This window comes from Streptomyces curacoi (assembly GCF_001513975.1).
GTDB classification, from domain to species: domain Bacteria; phylum Actinomycetota; class Actinomycetes; order Streptomycetales; family Streptomycetaceae; genus Streptomyces; species Streptomyces curacoi.
In genome coordinates this window covers 207,425-228,108 of record NZ_KQ947984.1, presented here as the reverse complement: position 1 = coordinate 228,108, position 20,684 = coordinate 207,425, and the positions used below count along the sequence as shown (strand labels likewise).

16 protein-coding genes are annotated in these 20,684 nt (G+C 70.3%); 13 read left to right on the top strand and 3 right to left on the bottom strand.

What is annotated here, in order from left to right:
• Positions 1-51: 51 nt before the first annotated feature.
• The 3 genes from AQI70_RS01030 to AQI70_RS01020 all read right to left on the bottom strand — a co-directional run bounded on the left by AQI70_RS01030 (position 52) and on the right by AQI70_RS01020 (position 3,351).
• Positions 52-963, bottom strand: coding sequence for a carbohydrate kinase family protein (locus tag AQI70_RS01030; protein WP_062142687.1), 912 nt, complete (start codon positions 961-963; stop codon positions 52-54).
• Entirely contained in the window at positions 960-2,135 is a 1,176-nt protein-coding gene (locus tag AQI70_RS01025; RefSeq protein ID WP_062142684.1) for a LacI family DNA-binding transcriptional regulator, read from the bottom strand. Before AQI70_RS01025 ends, AQI70_RS01030 begins: the two co-directional genes overlap by 4 nt.
• Before the next feature lie 259 nt (positions 2,136-2,394).
• Positions 2,395-3,351 (bottom strand): hypothetical protein, encoded by a 957-nt coding sequence (locus AQI70_RS01020; protein ID WP_062142681.1) that lies wholly within the window; start codon positions 3,349-3,351, stop codon positions 2,395-2,397.
• Between the two features lie 498 nt (positions 3,352-3,849).
• Here AQI70_RS01020 and uvrC point away from each other — a divergent pair, with 498 nt between their 5' ends.
• From uvrC to AQI70_RS00955, 13 genes are all read left to right on the top strand, one after another.
• Positions 3,850-6,018, top strand: coding sequence for an excinuclease ABC subunit UvrC (gene uvrC / locus AQI70_RS01015; protein ID WP_062142678.1), 2,169 nt, complete (start codon positions 3,850-3,852; stop codon positions 6,016-6,018).
• Positions 6,015-7,031, top strand: a complete 1,017-nt coding sequence (gene rapZ, locus AQI70_RS01010; protein WP_062142675.1) for an RNase adapter RapZ — start codon at positions 6,015-6,017, stop codon at positions 7,029-7,031. Before uvrC ends, rapZ begins: the two co-directional genes overlap by 4 nt.
• Positions 7,028-8,095 carry a gluconeogenesis factor YvcK family protein gene (locus AQI70_RS01005; RefSeq protein ID WP_062142672.1) on the top strand — a complete coding sequence of 356 codons (1,068 nt, stop codon included), beginning with the start codon at positions 7,028-7,030 and terminating at the stop codon, positions 8,093-8,095. The genes rapZ and AQI70_RS01005 overlap by 4 nt, the downstream gene beginning before the upstream one ends.
• Positions 8,086-9,075 (top strand): DNA-binding protein WhiA, encoded by a 990-nt coding sequence (gene whiA, locus AQI70_RS01000; RefSeq protein WP_004002132.1) that lies wholly within the window; start codon positions 8,086-8,088, stop codon positions 9,073-9,075. The genes AQI70_RS01005 and whiA overlap by 10 nt, the downstream gene beginning before the upstream one ends.
• Before the next feature lie 212 nt (positions 9,076-9,287).
• Positions 9,288-12,242, top strand: a complete 2,955-nt coding sequence (locus tag AQI70_RS00995; protein WP_062142669.1) for a M14 family metallopeptidase — start codon at positions 9,288-9,290, stop codon at positions 12,240-12,242.
• Positions 12,243-12,471: 229 nt separating this feature from the next.
• Complete coding sequence (gap, locus tag AQI70_RS00990) at positions 12,472-13,479, top strand: type I glyceraldehyde-3-phosphate dehydrogenase (RefSeq protein WP_004002134.1); 1,008 nt, start codon at positions 12,472-12,474, stop codon at positions 13,477-13,479.
• Positions 13,480-13,623: 144 nt separating this feature from the next.
• Positions 13,624-14,835: a phosphoglycerate kinase gene (locus tag AQI70_RS00985; RefSeq protein ID WP_062142666.1), complete on the top strand. Its 1,212-nt coding sequence runs from the start codon at positions 13,624-13,626 to the stop codon at positions 14,833-14,835.
• Between the two features lie 42 nt (positions 14,836-14,877).
• Positions 14,878-15,633, top strand: coding sequence for a triose-phosphate isomerase (gene tpiA / locus AQI70_RS00980; RefSeq protein ID WP_079051098.1), 756 nt, complete (start codon positions 14,878-14,880; stop codon positions 15,631-15,633).
• Positions 15,634-15,737: 104 nt separating this feature from the next.
• Entirely contained in the window at positions 15,738-15,968 is a 231-nt protein-coding gene (secG, locus tag AQI70_RS00975; protein ID WP_004002137.1) for a preprotein translocase subunit SecG, read from the top strand.
• A 201-nt stretch (positions 15,969-16,169) separates the two neighbouring features.
• Positions 16,170-16,505 (top strand): RNA polymerase-binding protein RbpA, encoded by a 336-nt coding sequence (locus AQI70_RS00970; RefSeq protein ID WP_078066843.1) that lies wholly within the window; start codon positions 16,170-16,172, stop codon positions 16,503-16,505.
• Positions 16,506-16,638: 133 nt separating this feature from the next.
• The gene (locus AQI70_RS00965) at positions 16,639-17,907 is read left to right on the top strand and encodes an MFS transporter (protein ID WP_425264592.1); all 1,269 of its coding nucleotides are present in this window, start codon (positions 16,639-16,641) and stop codon (positions 17,905-17,907) included.
• 52 nt (positions 17,908-17,959) lie between these two features.
• Entirely contained in the window at positions 17,960-19,615 is a 1,656-nt protein-coding gene (pgi, locus tag AQI70_RS00960) for a glucose-6-phosphate isomerase (RefSeq protein WP_062142659.1), read from the top strand.
• A 91-nt stretch (positions 19,616-19,706) separates the two neighbouring features.
• Positions 19,707-20,684, top strand: a complete 978-nt coding sequence (locus AQI70_RS00955; RefSeq protein WP_062142656.1) for a hypothetical protein — start codon at positions 19,707-19,709, stop codon at positions 20,682-20,684.

The following is a 20,684-nucleotide window of genomic DNA, read 5'->3' as shown; positions in this document are numbered from 1 at the left end:
GGCGACAAAGAACCTTGACTCCTCAACAGCGCAATGGAAAAGGAACGCCTCCTAGAAGTCCCCCAGTTCGGAGGCGTACGGCGGCTCAGCGCCCGCCCGGGAGCAGGTGATCGCGGCTGCCCGCGCCGCGAACCGCAGCAGCCGTGTCCAGCCGTCGGCGCCCAGTCCCACGAGCGCCTCGGCGGACAGGGCGTCCTGGGCGGCCAACCCGTGCAACAGGGCCGCGTTCACAGTGTCCCCGGCACCGATCGTGTCCACGACGTCGACCTCCTCGCCCGGCACGGAGTGCACCGCGCCGTCCCCCGTGAAGACGGTCAGCCCGTCACCGCCCTGCGTGATCACCACGGCCGCAGGCCCCGCGGCCAGCCACTCGCGTGGGGTGCCGCCCAGCCACAGCGCGTCCTCCTCCGAGAGCTTGAGCAGCGACACCGACGGCAGCCAGCTCTTGAACCGGGCCCGGTAGCCGTCCGGGTCGGGGATCAGGCCCGCCCGGATGTTCGGGTCGAGCGCGGTGAACACCCCTTGGGCGGCCGCGCTCCGCATCAGCTCCTCATAGGCGCTCGCCCCCGGTTCCAGGACGAGCGAGCAGGTGCCGAAGGACACCGCGCGGGTTGCCGCGGGCAGCTCCGCAGGCGCGGTGAAGAGCCGGTCGGCGGTGCCCTCGACGTAGAAGGAGTAGGCGGCCGAGCCCTTCGCGTCGACGGTGGCGACCGCGAGGGTGGTCGGCTCCGGACCGCGCTGCACGCCCGACACGTCCACCCCCGCCGCCCGCAGCCCGTCGAGCAGGGCCTCACCGAAGGCGTCGTAGGAGGTGCGGGAGCAGAAGGCGGTGGGGGAGCCGAGGCGGCCGAGGGCCACGGCGGTGTTGTAGGGGCCGCCGCCGAGCGCCGGCCGCAGAGCCGCGAGGGCGCCCGTGCCCTGCGGTACCAGATCGATCAGGGCCTCACCGGCGACGACGATCACGAGGCGGTTCCTTTCACGGACATCAAGGGTGGTTCGGGGCTGTCGGACTGCGGAGGCTCGACCGCGCCCTCGCCCTGCTCGGACCTCACGGACCGCCCCGATCGTCCCGGCGGACCCGGCTGATCCGGCGACCCCGGCGGTCCCGACCGTCCCGGCTGTTCGGCACAGCCGCACGAGGTGCGGTGCATGAAGGTGCAGGGAAGGCGCACGGTCCGGGCAGGCGCGTCCGAAGCGGCGAGGCGGTCCAGCAGGACGCGGACCGCCTGGGCGCCGATGTCCCTGCTGGGCTGCGCTATCGCGGTGAGCCGGGGGGAGAACAGGTCCGCCCAGGCGAAGTCGTCGAAGCAGCACAGGGCGATGTCGTCGGGCACGGACAGACCGTGGTCACGCAGGGCGCGTAGGGCCCCGATGGTCATCGCGTTGTTGGCGGTGACGAGCGCGGTGGGCGGCGGGGCGAGCGACAGCAGGGCGGCGGTGGCCTGTTCGGCGCCGGCCGACTCGGAGTCGCCATGCACCACGAGGCGTTCGTCGTACGCCAGCCCGGCCGCCGCCAGGCCGTCCCGGTATCCGGCGAGCCGCTCGCCGGTGGTGCTGAGCCCGGGGCGGCCGGCGACCATGCCGATCCGTCGGTGGCCGAGACCGGCGAGATGGGTGACCAGCCGGGCCACGGGTTCGGCGCCGTCGGCACAGACCTGGTCGAAACGCGGCGAGCCGTCCGCCGGGGCGTCGACCACGCGGTCCAGGAAGACGGTCGGCACCTTGTGGCGCCCGAGGTAGGCGATCAGTTCGCGCGGATCCGCGGAGGGCGCGACGATCATGCCGTCCACGCGGCGCTCGTGCAGGAGCTGGACGACCTTGCGTTCATGTCGCGGATCGTCGTGCGGGTCGGCGATGAGCAGGCTGTAGCCGTGTTCCAGGGCCGCGGCCTCGACGCCCTGGAGGATCTCCGTGAAGTAGGGGTTGCTGATCGCCGACACCGCGAGCCCGATGGACCGCGTGCGGGAGGTGACCAGGGAACGGGCGAGGGTGTTGGGCGTGTAGCCGAGCTCGTCCATGGCGTCCTGGACCGCCTGGCGGGTGTGGGGCAGCACCGGCCGGGTGCCGTTCAGCACATGCGAGACGGTCGCCACGGACACGCCGGCGCGTCGTGCGACGTCGGCCATGGTCGCCATGGCGATCCCCTTCCTGCGCTGTGCCCCTCCCGGGGCCGCCGCGATTCTTCTGGCCGGGACCGTATCCCATTCGGAGCAGGACGTAAACGCTTGCGCAATCGTTTACGTCCCGTGCCCGGCCTGCCGAAAGGGAATGTGACGTCGGTACCGGCCCTGAACGTGGTGGCCGACGGGGCCGAGGGCGGCTCCCTGAGAGGGAAGTACTGCGAGCTCGTCAGGATTCCGGAATCCCGCCCCCGGTGTCCTCAGGAGTGGTGGCTCACTCCCACTCCCACCCGATGCCCACGATCCCCGTCCGCACCCGCGGCTCCACAAGGTGCACCGAGTGGTGCGGCCCGCTGATGGCCAGGTTCTGACGGCCGCTGCGGGGCGCTGCCGCCGAGTGCTGGGCGAACCGGTGGCAGCGGAGCGGCAGGGCGTTCTCGGCGAAGCGGACCTGGAGGGCGTACTGGCCGCCTGCCAGGTGGAAACCGCGGGCGTATTCGTGGGACACGTCGGCCGTGCCGTCGTCGATGCCGTAACGGAAGAGGTAGGTGTCGCCGGCCCGCAGACGTGTGCCGAAGAGCAGCTCGGCCACGAGGACACCGGTGTCGTGGTGCCAGCGGAGCCGTCCCGTGCGGCAGTTCTCCAGGGCCCGCACCGACATGCGCTCCGGCACGCACCCCGGGTCCCCGTGGTGGATGGCCACGAAGCGGTCGACGCCGTCCCTGTGGGCGCGCACGATGTGGTGCGACTCGCGCCCCGACAGTTCCCGGCGTGCGCCGATCCGTACCCGCTCGTGGTGGGCGAGGGTGTGCAGGCCGCCGTCGACCGGGCAGTCCAGTTCGGTCAGCAGCCGTTCCAGGACGCCCGAGGCTTCCACCAGGGAGCGGTACGAGCGGGCCGCCGGGCGCTGGAGATGGGAGTGGTCGTCGGCCTTGGCGAGCAGCCGGATCAGGGACTCCTCCGGTAGCTGGAGGATCTCCTCCAGCGCCCGTACGGCCCGCAGCGACTCGGGGCGCTGCGGCCGGCGGGCGCCCTGCTGCCAGTAGCTCAGGCTGGTGACGCCGACCTTCACACCGCGACGGGACAGATGGTGCTGCACGCGCTGCAGCGGCAGTCCCCGGGCGGCTATCGCGGCGCGCAGGGCGACGTGGAAAGGGCCGCCTCGCAGGGCCGTGTGCAGTTCCGCGGTGGCGGCAGTGGCGATGTCCGCTTCCTGTGTGGCGTGCGGCATGCAGGGGCCTCTCTGTGGTTGTTCACAACGGCTGGTCAGACCGTTCGCGCGGCTGGTCGGGGGCCCACCCCGTCGGCGTGGCAGGGGGCTTCACATCCGTACGCCGTGGTTACCGGCCCCGAGTTCCCCCGCATTGAAGCGTGTTGACCAAGCCCCGACAACACCTGGCGCCCGACAGCGGCGCACTCCTGGCCGAGTCGCGATGGTCCACCTCAGGTCACAGTGGGGGCTTCGGGCCCGTCGACGTGGTGCCGATCACAGACCCGGCTCCGTGGTGATCGGGGGCCATGGCTCCGACGGGGGTGGGAAGATCGTGACGACACCTACCCGGACGTGGACACCGTCCCGCTCGCAGAGGCCCTCGGAGCGCCCGTCACGTGCTGGAACAGGGGGTGCCGCCGCCCGGCGTGGCGTGGGTCGTGGACCGCTGAGCCGGGAGTCCCGGGCGTTGTCCACAGCCCCGCCGGACTGTCACCGCTCGCCAGTAGGGTGTGAGACATGGCCGATCCCTCCAGCTACCGCCCCAAGCCGGGACAGATCCCGGACTCCCCCGGGGTGTACAGGTTCCGCGACGAGCACCGCCGGGTGATCTACGTAGGGAAGGCGAAGAGCCTGCGCCAGCGCCTGGCGAACTACTTCCAGGACCTGGCCGGCCTCCACCCGCGCACCCGCACGATGGTCACCACGGCCGCGTCCGTGGAGTGGACGGTCGTGTCCACGGAGGTCGAGGCCCTGCAGCTGGAGTACTCCTGGATCAAGGAGTACGACCCCCGGTTCAACGTCAAGTACCGCGACGACAAGAGCTACCCGTACCTCGCGGTGACGATGAACGAGGAGTTCCCGCGGGTGCAGGTGATGCGCGGTCACAAGAAGAAGGGCGTCAGGTATTTCGGACCGTACGCGCACGCGTGGGCGATCCGCGACACCGTCGACCTCCTCCTGCGCGTCTTCCCGGTCCGCACCTGCTCGGCCGGCGTGTTCAAGAACGCCTCCCGCACCGGCCGCCCCTGTCTGCTCGGCTACATCGGCAAGTGCTCGGCGCCCTGCGTGGAGCGCGTCTCCGCCGAGGAGCACCGTGAACTGGCCGAGGAGTTCTGCGACTTCATGACCGGCCGCACGGGCACGTACATCCGCCGCCTCGAGCAGCAGATGATGGAGGCCGCCGACGAGATGGAGTACGAGCGGGCCGCCCGCCTGCGCGACGACATCGAGGCGCTGAAGAAGGCCATGGAGAAGAACGCGGTCGTGCTCGCCGACGCGACCGACGCCGACCTCATCGCGGTCGCCGAGGACGAGCTGGAGGCGGCCGTGCAGATCTTCCACGTCCGTGGCGGGCGCGTGCGCGGCCAGCGCGGCTGGGTCACCGACAAGGTCGAGGAGATCACGACCGGCGCTCTCGTCGAGCACGCCCTCCAGCAGCTGTACGGCGAGGAGACCGGGGACGCCGTGCCCAAGGAGGTCCTCGTCCCGGCCCTGCCCGACCCCGTGGAGCCCGTCCAGGAGTGGCTGTCCGGGCGCCGCGGTTCGAACGTCTCGCTGCGCATCCCCCAGCGCGGCGACAAGCGCGCCCTCATGGAGACCGTCGAGCGCAACGCCCAGCAGGCACTCGTCCTGCACAAGACCAAGCGCGCCTCCGACCTGACCACGCGCTCGCGTGCCCTGGAGGAGATCGCCGAGGCCCTCGACCTGGACAGCGCCCCGCTCAGGATCGAGTGCTACGACATCTCGCACCTCCAGGGCGACGACGTCGTGGCCTCCATGGTGGTCTTCGAGGACGGGCTGCAGCGCAAGAGCGAGTACCGCCGCTTCCAGATCAAGGGCTTCGAGGGCCAGGACGACGTCCGCTCCATGCACGAGGTGATCACCCGCCGCTTCAAGCGCTACCTCGCCGAGAAGGAGCGGACGGGCGAGTGGGCCGACGGCGAGAACACCCTCACGGACGCCTCCTCGGCCCGCCTCCCGGACGCTTCCGCGGCCCGCCTCACCGACGCCTCCTCGGACCACCCCGCCGACGCATCCTCCGAACCGCTCACCGACACCAGCTCCGCCCCCCTCACCAACGGCCTCAAGGACGACGACGGCCGCCCCAAGCGCTTCGCCTACCCTCCGCAGCTCGTCGTCGTCGACGGCGGGCAGCCGCAGGTCGCCGCCGCCCAGCGGGCCCTGGACGAGCTCGGCATCGACGACATCGCCGTCTGTGGCCTGGCCAAACGTCTGGAGGAGGTCTGGCTGCCCGGCGAGGACGACCCGGTCGTCCTGCCCCGCACCAGCGAGGGTCTCTATCTGCTGCAGCGCGTCCGGGACGAGGCCCACCGCTTCGCGATCACCTACCAGCGCACCAAGCGCGCCAAGCGCTTCCGGTCGAGCCCGCTGGACGACGTCCCCGGCCTCGGCGAGACTCGCAAGCAGGCGTTGATCAAGCACTTCGGCTCGGTGAAGAAGCTGCGAGCCGCGACGATCGACCAGATCTGCGAGGTTCCGGGGATAGGCCGCAAGACGGCCGAGACGATCGCCGTTGCCCTCGCCCAGGCGGCCCCGGCCGCGCCCGCCGTGAACACGGCGACAGGAGAGATCATGGAAGACGAGGAATCCGATACGACGGCGGAGACCTCGGGGGAGCCCGTGTCCGCGGGCGCCCCGGACGAACGACGGGGGCAGGAGAGATGAGCGAGCACGACACACAGCCAGCAGCCGAGCGAGATCAGGAGGCTCAGGAAACCCACAAGGAGACGGGCCAGGATCTCACCCAGCAGGACGCACGCCAGGAAGACGGAGCACAGGTGAGTACGGGCATCGACGCAGCCGGGGTCCCCGAGTCGGCCATCCCCGAGCTGGTGATCATCTCCGGCATGTCCGGGGCCGGCCGTTCGACGGCAGCCAAGTGTCTGGAGGACCTCGGCTGGTTCGTCGTCGACAACCTCCCGCCCGCGCTGATCCCCACCATGGTGGAGCTCGGCGCCCGCTCCCAGGGCAATGTGGCGCGGATCGCGGTGGTCGTCGACGTCCGTGGCCGCCGCTTCTTCGACAACCTGCGCGAGTCCCTCGCCGAGCTCGACAGCCGGGGCGTCACGCGCCGGATCGTCTTCCTGGAGTCCTCCGACGACGCCCTGGTGCGCCGGTTCGAGTCGGTGCGCCGCCCGCACCCCCTCCAGGGCGACGGCCGCATCGTCGACGGCATCGCCGCCGAGCGTGAGCTGCTGCGCGAGCTGCGCGGCGACGCCGACCTGGTGATCGACACCTCCAGCCTGAACGTGCACGAGCTGCGGGCCAAGATGGACGCCCAGTTCGCCGGCGAGGAGGAGCCCGAGCTGCGGGCCACGGTCATGTCCTTCGGCTTCAAGTACGGCCTCCCGGTCGACGCCGACCTGGTGGTGGACATGCGCTTCCTGCCCAACCCGCACTGGGTTCCGGAGCTGCGCCCGTACACCGGCGTCCATGAGGAGGTCGCGGCGTACGTCTTCAACCAGCCGGGCGCGAAGGAGTTCCTCGACCGGTACGCCGAGCTGCTCCAGCTGGTTGCCGCGGGCTACCGTCGTGAGGGCAAGCGCTATGTGACGATCGCCGTCGGCTGCACGGGCGGCAAGCACCGCTCGGTCGCCATGTCGGAGAAGCTCGCCGCGCGCCTCGCGGCCGAGGGTGTGGAGACGGTGGTCGTGCACCGGGACATGGGACGCGAATGACCGGACGTACTCCGCGGCTGAGCAGGCTGCGCCGGGTGGTGCCCGAGGGACGTGGCGGCCGGCCCGCCGAGACCCGTGGCGGCCGACCACGCCGCCGGGGCGCCCAGCCCAAGGTCGTCGCCCTCGGCGGCGGCATGGGCCTGTCCGCCTCGCTCGCCGCGCTGCGCCGGATCACCGGCGACCTCACCGCCGTCGTCACCGTGGCCGACGACGGCGGCTCCAGCGGCCGGCTGCGCGACGAGCTGGGCGTGCTGCCGCCCGGCGACCTGCGCAAGGCGCTGGCCGCGCTGTGCGGGGACGACGACTGGGGCCAGACCTGGGCCCGCGTCATCCAGCACCGCTTCCACTCCCAGGGCGACCTGCACGACCACGCGGTCGGCAATCTGCTGATCGTCGCCCTGTGGGAACAGCTCGGCGATCACGTCCAGGCCCTGGACCTGGTCGGCAGACTGCTCGGCGCGCACGGGCGCGTGCTGCCCATGTCCGCCGTACCGCTGGAGCTGCAGGCCCTGGTCAAGGGGCACGACCCGGACCGGCCGGACGACGTCGACACCGTCCGGGGCCAGGCCACCGTCGCCCTCACCCCGGGCGAGGTGCAGTCGGTGCAGGTCGTGCCGCACGACCCGCCCGCCGTTCCGGAGGCCGTCGCCGCCGTCAGGGACGCGGACTGGGTGGTGCTCGGGCCGGGCTCCTGGTTCTCCTCGGTCATCCCGCACCTGCTCGTGCCCGAACTCCTGGACGCCCTCACCGAGACGAAGGCACGCCGGGTACTCTCCCTGAACCTCGCCCCGCAGCCGGGGGAAACCGAAGGCTTCTCCCCGCAGCGTCATTTGGAGGTTTTGGGACGACACGCCCCTAAACTCGCCCTGGACGTGGTGCTGGCCGACGAGGCCGCCGTGCCCGACAGCGATGTCCTCACCGAGGCCGCCAAGCGGCTCGGGGCCGCGGTCGAGCTGGCCCCGGTGGCCCGGACGGACGGGACGCCCCGGCATGACCCGGAGCTCCTCGCCGCCGCGTACGACCGTATTTTTCGGATGCATGGAAGGATCGGCCCATGGCGATGACGGCAGCGGTGAAGGATGAGATCTCCCGGCTCCCCGTCACCCGGACCTGCTGCAGAAAGGCGGAGGTCTCCGCCATCCTGCGGTTCGCCGGCGGCCTCCACCTGGTGAGCGGGCGCATCGTGATCGAGGCGGAGCTGGACACCGCGATGGCGGCCCGCCGGCTCAAGCGGGACATCCTGGAGATCTTCGGCCACAGCTCCGAGCTGATCGTGATGGCGCCGGGCGGACTGCGCCGCGGTTCGCGCTACGTCGTGCGGGTGGTCGCGGGCGGTGACCAGCTGGCCCGCCAGACCGGCCTGGTCGACGGGCGGGGCCGCCCGATCCGTGGCCTGCCCCCGCAGGTGGTCTCCGGCGCCACCTGCGACGCCGAGGCCGCCTGGCGCGGAGCCTTCCTGGCGCACGGCTCGCTCACCGAGCCCGGCCGCTCCTCCTCCCTGGAGGTGACCTGCCCGGGTCCCGAGGCCGCGCTCGCGCTGGTCGGCGCCGCCCGCCGGCTGTCGATCGCCGCCAAGGCCCGCGAGGTGCGCGGCGTGGACCGCGTGGTCGTCCGCGACGGCGACGCGATCGGCGCCCTGCTCACCCGCCTCGGTGCGCACGAGTCCGTGCTGGCCTGGGAGGAGCGCCGGATGCGCCGCGAGGTGCGGGCCACGGCCAACCGTCTCGCCAACTTCGACGACGCCAACCTCCGCCGCTCCGCGCGCGCGGCCGTCGCCGCCGGGGCACGGGTCCAGCGGGCCCTGGAGATCCTCGGCGAGGAGGTCCCCGAGCACCTCGCCGCCGCCGGACGCCTGCGCATGGAGCACAAGCAGGCCTCCCTGGAGGAGCTGGGCGCGCTCGCCGACCCGCCGCTGACCAAGGACGCCGTCGCCGGCCGTATCCGCCGCCTGCTCGCCATGGCCGACAAGCGGGCCCAGGACCTCGGCATTCCGGGCACGGAGGCCAACCTCACCGAGGAGCTGGCGGACAACCTCGCAGGCTGAGGAGCCGTACGACACGGTCGTACGGCACGACGGCACGGTCGTATGGCACGACGACACGGTCGTACCGCAGGAGCCAAAGCGCCGTGCCGACCGCCCACTTGGGCGGTCGGCACCGGCGCTTTCCGCGTCGTGCCGCACCCTTGACTCGATCATGAACTGTCATGAGCCTGGCATGTGTTCGCTGCTGTGGCGGACCATTGCTAGGGGGGTTCATGAGACACAGAGCGAGATCGATCCTCGCTGTCGGCGCGCTCCTGATAGGCGGAGCGAGCATCGCACCCATCGCCCAGGCCCAGCACGGAAGTTCGCAGGACACCGACTCGAACGAGCTCAAGGTGTTCCGAGCCGAGGTCACCAAGAAGCAGATACCCCTGCTGCTGGCGGCCGGCCAGGACGGCCACGAACTCAGTGAGCAGGCGCCCGAGAAGGGCACGGCCACCGTCGAGGTCTACCTCACCGACGACCAGGCCAAGAAGCTGGAGAAGCAGGGCGTCGAGCTCACCGAGCACGAGTTGTCCGCCAGGGCCGAGGCCCGTACCGAGAAGGCCGCCGAGGGTGTATACCGCCCGTACAGCGGCAGCGGGGGCCTGAAGGAGGAGATCGTCCGGACCGGGCAGGAGCACCCCGGCCTCACCAAGGTCGTTTCGATCGGCAAGTCGGTCAACGGCCAGGACATCCTGGCGCTCAAGCTCACCAAGAACGCCAAGAAGACGAAGGACGGCTCCAAGCCTGCCGTCCTCTACCTGTCCAACCAGCACGCGCGCGAGTGGATCACGCCGGAGATGACCCGGCGGCTGATGCACCACTACCTGGACAACTACAGGACCGACAAGCGTGTGAAGAAGATCGTCGACTCGACCGAGCTGTGGTTCGTCATCTCGGCCAACCCCGACGGCTACGACCACACCTTCCGGGACTCCGGCACCCGCCTGTGGCGCAAGAACCTGCGGGACAACAACGGCGACGGCGCCATCAGCGTCGGCGACGGCGTCGACCTCAACCGCAACTTCACCTACAAGTGGGGCTACGACGACGAGGGTTCGTCCCCCAACCCCACCAGCGAGACCTACCGCGGCGCCGCCCCGAGCTCCGAGCCGGAGACGAAGGCGCTGGACGCCTTCGAGCGCCGTATCGGCTTCAAGTACGGCATCAACTACCACTCCGCGGCCGAACTCATCCTCTATGGCGTCGGCTGGCAGGTCGCCACCGACACCCCGGACGACGTCCTCTACGAGGCGCTCGCCGGCACGCCGGACAACCCCGCGGTCCCCGGCTACCACCCGCAGGTCTCCTCGGAGCTGTACACCACCAACGGCGAGGCCGACGGCCACGCGTCGAACGTCAACGGCATAGCGATGTTCACGCCCGAGATGTCGACCTGCCAGACCGCGTCGGACATCGACCCGAACGACCAGTGGAACGCGGCCGACTGCCAGTCGGTCTTCAACTTCCCGGACGACGAGAAGCTGATCCAGCAGGAGTTCGCCAAGAACATCCCGTTCGCGCTCTCCGTCGCCGAGTCCGCCGCGCACCCCGACCAGCCATCCTCCTCGGTCGGCCTGAGCGCCGCCGACTTCACCCCGGCGCCGTTCACCACGTCGTACTCCCGCGGCGCCGACCAGGAGGTCTCCGTCGTCGTCCGCAAGTCCGTGCGCGACAAGGAGCTCAAGTACCGTGTCAACGGCGGCCGTACGGAGGACATGCGGCTGAGGCCCTGGAAGGGCGGCGAGACGTACGGCGGTGAGGACAACCTCTACTTCGACGAGTACCGCGCCAAGGTCGCCGACGGCGACCCGGGCGACAAGGTCGAGGTGTGGTTCACCGGCGAGACCAGGAGCGGAAAGAAGGTCTCCAGCAAGCACTTCACGTACACCGTGGCCGAGCGGCCGCGCGCGGACGTGCTCGTGGTCGCCGAGGAAGGCGCCACCGCCACGCACGCGCAGAAGTACGTCGACGCGCTCAAGGCCAACGGCCACAAGGCGATCGTCTGGGACGTCGCCGCTCAGGGCGCGCCCGACGCGCTCGGCGTGCTGGGCCACTTCGACACAGTCGTCCACTACACCGGCGCGAACGTCCCCGGCAACGCCACCCAGCTCCAGCTGCGCGCCTACCTCAACGAGGGCGGCAGGCTGATGGAGGCGGGCGAGCAGGCCGGCGGCAGCGTGGACCTCGGCGGCGGCACCCTGTCGAACGACTTCAGCCAGTACTACCTGGGCGCCTACTCGCGTACGTCGACCCCCGGGGCCACCGGCTTCACCGGCTCCGGCAGGCTCGGCGGCTTCACCGGAGCGCTCGGTGACGCCACCGGCAACCCGCTGGACAAGGCGGGGACGTACTCCGTCACCTCGGACGAACTGCCCGCCGACAAGTACCCGCAGTTCGCGGGCGCGGGCGCGGGCCAGTTCGCCGGGACCGTCAACCCGTACGGACCGTTCGCGGGCTCCTACATGGCGGCCGCCGTGCACACCAACGACGCCTACAAGCGGCTGACCAGGACCGTCGACCTCACCGGAGTGAGCGCGGCGGACAAGCCCACGCTGCGCACCCAGCTGCTGTGGGACGTCGAGCCCGGCTACGACAACGTCCTGGTCGAGGCCCACACCACAGGGGCCGGCGACTGGACGACGCTGCCCGAGGCGGGCGGCGCCACCAGCGCCACCGTGCCTGCGGACTGCGAGGCCGGGTACTACGTGGGCGAGCACCCCTGGCTGAGCCACTACCTCACGGTGGCCGCGGGCGGCTGCACCGCGACCGGCACCAGCGGCTCGTGGAACGCCCTCACCGGTGCCTCCTCGGGCTGGCAGCAGGTCGAGTTCGACCTGAGCGCGTACGCCGGCAAGTCGGTCGAGGTCTCGATCAGCTATGTCAGCGACCCGGCGTTCGGCGGCCACGGTGTCCTCGCGGACGCGGCCTCCCTCGTCGTCGGTGGTACGGCCACCGAGACGGAGGGCTTCGAGACGTCGCTCGGCGCCTGGAAGGTGGCCGGACCGCCCGCGGGCAGCCCGGCCGTCCTCAAGGACTGGGCGCGCACCGGAGCGCTGTTCCAGACGTACGGAGCGGTCACCACGGACGACACCGTGCTGCTGGGCTTCGGCCTGGAGCACGTCCCCGCGGCGGCCGACCGTACGGCGCTCATCGGAAAGGCCCTCGACTCACTTGACGAGTGACACGCCGAGGTCAACTGTGCGCAACACAGAGTGACCGAATCGAGTGATCCGGGCTTCCGGGCCGGGCGGTCCGTACCCCTACTGGCGGGTACGGGCCGCCGTGCCGTGTATGAGGCATCTGGATGTCACCACGGCGGCCTCAGAGAGGTAGGGTCGTAGGCGGTCGGGGACATCCCAAACAGAGCTCGCCGGCACCGCATGGCCGGCGTACCAACGAGGAGATCGGTTCGTGACGATCCGCGTAGGCATCAACGGCTTCGGTCGTATCGGTCGCAACTACTTCCGCGCGCTGCTGGAGCAGGGTGCTGACATCGAGATCGTGGCTGTCAACGACCTGGGTGACACTGCGACCACCGCTCACCTGCTGAAGTACGACACGATTCTGGGCCGCCTCAAGCAGGAGGTCTCCCACACCGCCGACACCATCACGGTCGACGGCAAGACCATCAAGGTCCTGTCCGAGCGCAACCCCGCCGACATCCCGTGGGGCGAGCTGGGCGTCGACATCGTCATCGAGTCGACCGGCATCTTCACCAAGAAGGAAGACGCCGCCAAGCACCTCGCCGGTGGCGCCAAGAAGGTCCTCATCTCGGCTCCGGCCAAGGACGAGGACATCACCATCGTGATGGGCGTCAACCACGACAAGTACGACCCGGCGAACCACCACGTCATCTCCAACGCCTCCTGCACCACCAACTGTGTGGCGCCGATGGCGAAGGTCCTCGACGAGAACTTCGGCATCGTCAAGGGCCTGATGACCACGGTGCACGCGTACACCAACGACCAGCGCATCCTGGACTTCCCGCACAAGGACCTGCGTCGCGCGCGTGCCGCCGCGGAGAACATCATCCCGACGACCACGGGTGCCGCCAAGGCCACCGCGCTGGTCCTGCCGCAGCTCAAGGGCAAGCTGGACGGCATCGCCATGCGCGTCCCGGTCCCGACCGGCTCGGTCACGGACCTGGTCGTCGAGCTCGGCCGTGAGGTCACCAAGGAAGAGGTCAACGCCGCCTTCCAGAAGGCCGCCGAGGGTGAGCTCAAGGGTCTGCTCGACTACACCGAGGACGAGATCGTGTCCTCGGACATCGTCAACGCCCCGGCGTCCTGCACCTTCGACTCCTCCCTGACCATGGTCCAGGAGGGCAAGAACGTGAAGGTCATCGGCTGGTACGACAACGAGTGGGGCTACTCCAACCGCCTCGTCGACCTCACGGTCTTCGTCGGCAACCAGCTCTGATATCCAGAGCAGGCGCATTGATGTGAGAGCAGGGCTCGGGCGGCGCAGCGACGCGCCGTCCGAGCCCTGACTCACGTGCAGCTCAGACCTGTTGGATCACGAGCGCTTTCGAGCGATCACGAGCCCTCCTCGGGAGTCCCCTTCATGAAGACGATCGACGAACTTCTCTCCGAAGGCGTCGCCGGCAAGCGGGTCTTCGTCCGCGCCGACCTGAACGTGCCGCTGGACGGCACCACGATCACCGACGACGGCCGCATCCGCGCCGTGCTGCCCACCGTCAAGGCGCTGGCCGAGGCGGGCGCCCGCGTGGTCGTCGCCTCGCACCTGGGCCGCCCCAAGGGCGCCCCGGACCCCGCCTTCTCCCTCGCCCCGGCCGCCGCGCGCCTCGGTGAACTCCTCGGCGCCGACGTGGCGTTCGCGACCGACACCGTCGGCGAGTCCGCCCGGGCCGTCGTCTCCGGCCTCACCGACGGCCGGGTCGCGGTCGTCGAGAACCTCCGCTTCAACGCCGGAGAGACCAGCAAGGACGACGCCGAGCGCGGCGCCTTCGCCGACCGGCTCGCCGCCCTCGCCGACGTGTACGTGAGTGACGGCTTCGGCGCGGTGCACCGCAAGCACGCCTCGGTGTACGACCTTCCGGCCCGCCTGCCGCACTACGCCGGCCACCTCATCGCCACCGAGGTCGGCGTCCTCAAGAAGCTCACCGAGGATGTGCAGCGCCCGTACGTCGTCGCCCTCGGCGGTGCCAAGGTCTCCGACAAGCTCGCCGTCATCGACCAGCTGCTCGGCAAGGCCGACCGCCTCCTCATCGGCGGCGGCATGGCCTACACCTTCCTCAAGGCCAAGGGCTACGAGGTCGGCATCTCCCTCCTCCAGGAGGACCAGATCCCGGCCGTCACCGAGTACATGGAGCGCGCCGAGAAGAACGGCGTCGAGATCGTCCTGCCGGTCGACGTCCTGGTCTCCACCGAGTTCCCGGACCTGAAGACCAAGGCCCCGGCCAACCCCACGACCGTCGCCGCGGACGCCATCCCCGCCGACCAGGAGGGTCTGGACATCGGTCCCGAGACCCGCAAGCTGTACGCCTCGAAGCTCGCCGACGCCGCCACCGTCTTCTGGAACGGCCCCATGGGCGTCTTCGAGCACCCCGACTACGCCGAGGGCACCAAGGCGGTCGCCCAGGCCCTCGTCGACTCCAAGGGCTTCACCGTGGTCGGTGGCGGCGACTCCGCCGCGGCCGTGCGCACCCTGGGCTTCGACGAGAACGCATTCGGCCACATCTCGACCGGTGGCGGCGCCTCCCTCGAATACCTTGAGGGCAAGACGCTCCCCGGCCTCGCCGCACTGGAGGACTGACCCTTTATGGCTGCATCTAATTTTTCTGGGCGCACGCCGCTGATGGCGGGCAACTGGAAGATGAACCTCAACCACCTCGAGGCCATCGCCCACGTCCAGAAGCTCGCCTTCGCCCTGGCCGACAAGGACTACGAGGCCGTCGAGGTCGCCGTCCTGCCGCCCTTCACCGACCTGCGCTCCGTGCAGACCCTGGTCGACGGCGACAAGCTGAAGATCAAGTACGGCGCCCAGGACATCTCGGCCCAGGACTCCGGCGCCTACACCGGCGAGATCTCCGGCTCGATGCTGGCCAAGCTGAAGTGCACGTACGTGGCGATCGGCCACTCCGAGCGCCGCCAGTACCACGCCGAGACCGACGAGATCGTCAACGCCAAGGTCAAGGCCGCCTTCAAGCACGGCCTGACCCCGATCATGTGCGTCGGCGAGGAGCTGGAGGTCCGCGAGGCCGGCAACGCCGTCCCGCACACCCTGGCCCAGGTCGAGGGCGGTCTGAAGGACATCCCGGCCGAGCAGGCCGAGACCATCGTGATCGCCTACGAGCCCGTCTGGGCCATCGGCACCGGCAAGGTCTGCGGCGCCGAGGACGCCCAGGAGGTCTGCGCCGCCATCCGCGGCAAGATCGCCGAGCTGTACTCGCAGGACGTGGCCGACAAGGTGCGCATCCAGTACGGCGGCTCCGTGAAGTCCGGCAACGTTGCCGAGATCATGGCGCAGGCCGACATCGACGGCGCGCTGGTCGGCGGTGCCTCGCTGGACGCCGACGAGTTCGTCAAGATCGTGCGCTTCCGCGACCAGTGAGTATGCGGTAGCGGCGATACGTCGTACCCTTGCGGGGGCATGGTGGCCTACCACCGTGCCCCCGTCGTCCATACAAGTCCGAGGAAGTTGGTCCAGCCGTGGTTTTGGGGTTCTCGATCGCCCTGATCGTCTTCAGCCTGCTGCTGATGCTGCTGGTGCTGATGCACAAGGGGAAGGGCGGCGGCCTCTCCGACATGTTCGGTGGCGGCATGCAGTCGTCCGTCGGCGGCTCCTCGGTCGCCGAGCGCAACCTCGACCGGATCACCGTTGTGGTCGGTCTGCTCTGGTTTGCGTGCATTGTCGTGCTCGGCATCCTGATGAAGGTGACCAACTGACCGGCACGCACAATCCGCACGTAAGGCCCCATGTTCGGTACGCGCAGCTGAGCGCGGCCTATCATGGGGCTTGCGTCTTGGTGTGAGGGCTCTGTAACTCCAATCACTGGACGCGCGTTGGGCCTTACGTAGACTGAGGCGCTCGCAGCGAAGCGAAACGCCGACTCGCTTCGCGGCACCATCACGCAGGGAGTTACGACCGTGGCAAGTGGCAACGCGATCCGAGGAAGCCGGGTCGGGGCGGGGCCGATGGGCGAGGCCGAGCGCGGCGAGTCCGCGCCGCGGCTGCGCGTCTCCTTCTGGTGCTCCAACGGGCACGAGACGCAGCCGAGCTTCGCCAGCGACGCGCAGGTGCCCGATACCTGGGACTGCCCGCGCTGCGGCTTTCCCGCAGGACAGGACCGGGACAACCCGCCGGACCCGCCGCGCACCGAGCCGTACAAGACGCATCTGGCGTATGTACGGGAGCGGCGCAGCGACGCGGACGGCGAGGCGATCCTCGCCGAGGCGCTCGCCAAACTGCGGGGCGAGATCTAGGAGTTGAGGACCGGCCGGGCATCGAGGGATGCCTGGCCGGACCCGTTTGACGCACGGGTGCGGTGCCGCTCGGGACCGATTGTCAGTGGTGCCCTCTACGGTTTGTTCATCGGACGAATCGTGAGGGGGAGTTGTGGCGACGGCTGAGGCGGTGGGCGGGCGTACGCCCGCGTGGCGCGGGGGATTCGGACGGTTGTGGACCGCCGCCGTGGTCTCCCGGTTCGGAGACGCGCTGCGTACCACCGCGCTTCCGCTGCTCGCCGTGCAGCTCACCGACGACCCCCTGGTCATCGCCTCGGTCACCGCCTGCGGCTATGTCCCGTGGCTGCTGTTCGGGCTGCTCGGTGGCGCCGTGGCGGACCGGGTGGACCAGCGGCGCGCGATGTGGGCGGTGGATCTCGTACGAGGACTGCTCGTCGCCGGATTCGCCCTCGCCGTCGGACTCGGACACGCGTCGATCCCTCTGGTGCTCGCGCTCGCCTTCTCACTGACGGCACTCCAGACACTGTTCGACAACGCGGCCACGGCCCTGTTGCCGAACCTGGTGGACCGCGCGGCCCTGGGCAGTGCCAACGCCCGGCTGATGAGCGGCCAGCAGCTCGCGGGCGGCCTGCTGGCTGGCCCGTTCGTGCCGTTGCTGCTGACGGTCGGGGCCGCCATGCCGTTCGTGGCCGACGCGAGCACCTATCTGCTGGCCGCCGCCCTGATCGCGTCCCTGCGCCTTCGCCCGCCCGAGCGGGAGCCGCGCCCGGCCGGCAGCACGCTCCGGGCCGAGATCGGTGAGGGACTGCGCGCGCTGTGGCGCGACCGCGCGCTGCGGGCGGTCTGCGTGGCGACGCTGCTGTGCAACATCGGCATGGGCGCCCTGATCGCCACCCTGGTGCTCCATGTGACGCGGTGGCTGCACGCCGGTGACGCGGAGTACGCGGCCGCCATGACCGTGTACGCGGCCGGGAGCCTGGCCGGCGGCCTCGTCGCCCAGCGGATCGCGCGCCGGGTCGGACGGGTGCGGGCGCTGCTCTTCGGCGGCACGGTCCAGGTCGTGTCCCTGCTGGTCATGGGCACGGTGCGGCACCTCGGCGCGCTGCTCGGCGGGATGCTGCTGCTCGGCCTCATGAACATGGTGTGGAACGTCAACCAGGTCACGCTGATGCAACAGCGCAGCCCCGAGACCATGTTCGGCCGCATCGCCTCCGCCTTCCGCACCGCCTCCACCTCCGGTGCTCCGCTCGGCGCCGTGCTCGGCGGAGCGGTCGCCCACGCCTACGGGCTGAACGCGCCGGCGTTGCTCGGGGCCCTGCTGTTCGCCCTGGCCGTCACCTCGTTGATACCTGCGAGCAAGGCCGACGTACCTGTTGTTGCACCGGACGACGACGCGACGACAGCTCACGTCACCCGCTGATCAACTAGGTTGGAACAGCCCAAGCAGGCAGGAAAGAAGGCTGAAGTCGGACATGAACGCAGACGGCCGTACCAGGCTCAACCAGATGCCCGAGTGGACCGCGCTGGCCAAGCACCGCGAGGAGCTCGGCCAGGTGCAGCTGCGGGAGCTGTTCGCCGCCGACCCCGGGCGCGGCGCCGGATACACGCTCCAGGTCGGTGACCTGCACATCGACTACTCCAAGCAGCTCGTCACCGACGAGACGCTGCGGCTGCTGCGGGAGCTGGCCGCCGCGACGGACGTGTTCGGGCTGCGGGACGCCATGTTCCGCGGCGAGAAGATCAACACCACCGAGAACCGCGCCGTGCTGCACACCGCGCTGCGCGCGCCGCGCGAGGCGGTGATCGAGGTCGACGGCGAGAACGTCGTCCCCGGTGTGCACGCCGTCCTCGACAAGATGGCCGACTTCGCCGAGCGGGTCCGCTCCGGCGCCTGGACCGGCCACACCGGCCGGCGCATCAAGAACGTCGTCAACGTCGGCATCGGCGGCTCCGACCTCGGCCCGGCGATGGCCTACGAGGTGCTGCGCAGCTACACCGACCGCGACCTCACCGTCCGCTTCGTGTCGAACGTCGACGGCGCCGACCTGCACGAGGCCATCCGCGACCTGGACGCGGCCGAGACGCTGTTCGTCATCGCCTCCAAGACCTTCACCACGATCGAGACGATCACCAACGCCACGTCCGCGCGCAACTGGCTGCTCGGCGAACTGAAGGCCGGCCAGGAAGCCGTCGCCAAGCACTTCGTCGCCCTGTCGACGAACGCCGAGAAGGTCGCCGACTTCGGCATCGACACGGCCAACATGTTCGAGTTCTGGGACTGGGTCGGCGGACGGTACTCATACGACTCGGCGATCGGCCTGTCCCTGATGATCGCCATCGGGCCCGACCGCTTCCGGGAGATGCTGGACGGCTTCCGGCTCGTCGACGAGCACTTCCGCACCGCACCCGCCGAGGCCAACGCGCCGCTGCTGCTCGGCCTGTTGGGCATCTGGTACGGCAACTTCCACGACGCCCAGTCGCACGCGGTGCTGCCGTACAGCCACTACCTGTCGAAGTTCACGGCGTATCTGCAGCAGCTGGACATGGAGTCCAACGGCAAGTACGTCGACCGGGACGGGCAGGAGGTCGACTGGCAGACCGGGCCGGTCGTGTGGGGCACGCCCGGCACCAACGGGCAGCACGCGTACTACCAGCTGATCCACCAGGGCACCAAGCTGATCCCGGCGGACTTCATCGGCTTCGCCGAGCCGGTCGCCGAGATGAGTGACGAAGTCAAGGCGCAGCACGACCTGCTGATGGCGAACTTCTTCGCCCAGACGCAGGCGCTGGCCTTCGGCAAGACGCCCGACGAGGTGCGTGCCGAGGGGGTGCCTGAGGAGCTGGTGGCCCACAGGACGTTCAAGGGCAACCACCCCACGACCACGATCCTCGCGCGCGAGCTGACCCCGTCGGTGCTCGGCCAGCTGATCGCGCTGTACGAGCACAAGGTCTTCGTGCAGGGCGCGGTGTGGAACATCGACTCCTTCGACCAGTGGGGCGTGGAGCTCGGCAAGGTCCTCGCCAAGCGCGTCGAGCCCGCACTCACCGAGGGCGCCGACGTGCCGGGGCTGGACGCGTCGACCAAGGCGCTCGTCGCCAAGTACCGGGAGCTGCGCGGCCGGTCGTGATCGCGGACGCGGAAAGCGGGCGGCGCGCGGTCGTCCGCTTCCCGTAGACTCCCTCGGTGATCATGAGCACGATCACTCGGGGGAGTGTGAAGTGGCGAATACGCAAGGGAGTTGGACCGGTGGCGCACTGACCGCCCGGTCGTTCCTGAAGCCTCATCATGTGGCGCGGGCGGTGTTCCACCCGACCTGGATCCCGGAGTCACTGGATCCGTCGGTGGACGCGCTGAAGAAGGCACGCGTCATCGCGGGCGCGGTGGCGGCGTTCGGCGTCTACACCTTCGTGGAGGGCGGGTTCGCCTTCGACGAGATGCTGGACAACGCGGCGACCGCCTCCGCCGTCCTGCTCTTCATCACGCCGCTCACGGTCGGCGTGATGCTCTACCTCTGGCGGCGTTCCGGCGCCGGCACCGTGGGGCAGCTGCGGGAGCCGCTCGTCAGGTCGCTGAAGTTGCTGCTGCTGTTCATCGGCTCGGCGTTCGGGACGGTGCTGCTCTTCCAGCTGGGCAATGCGTTCGGGCCGCTCGGGACGCTGCTGTTCGGCTTCGTGGGGCTCTGGATGGCCTTCTTCGTGATGGCCGGCGCCTGGCGGATCTCCGGCAACTTCTTCGGCACGGCCGCCGTGCACCGCTGTCTGCCGCCCCTGCTCGCCACCGTCACGACCTGGCTGATGGCCATCCCCGATCTGATCACGGGCGATCTGCACGGCCTCGGGCTGGCCATGGGCGTCGTCTTCATCCTGGGCGCCCCGGTGACGGTCACCGCCATCGCGCTGCTGGAGATGGGCCGGCTCAAGAGCCGGTACGGCATCCGGCTGGCGGCCCACCCGGCCACGCTGCCGCCGCTCCCGGGCCGGTATCCGGCGCCGGCGCCGGCACCGACCCCGCCGCCACCGTCGTACGCACCGAACGGCTTCGGCCCGCCGCAGGGCAACCCCTACGCGCCGGGCCCCCGGAATCCGTACGCCCCGCAGGCTCCGCACGTCCCGCCGCAGGCTCCGCACATCCCGGCGCGTCCTCCGCACATCCCGCCGCAGCCCCCGTACAACCCACAGCGGCCCCACGGCACCTGA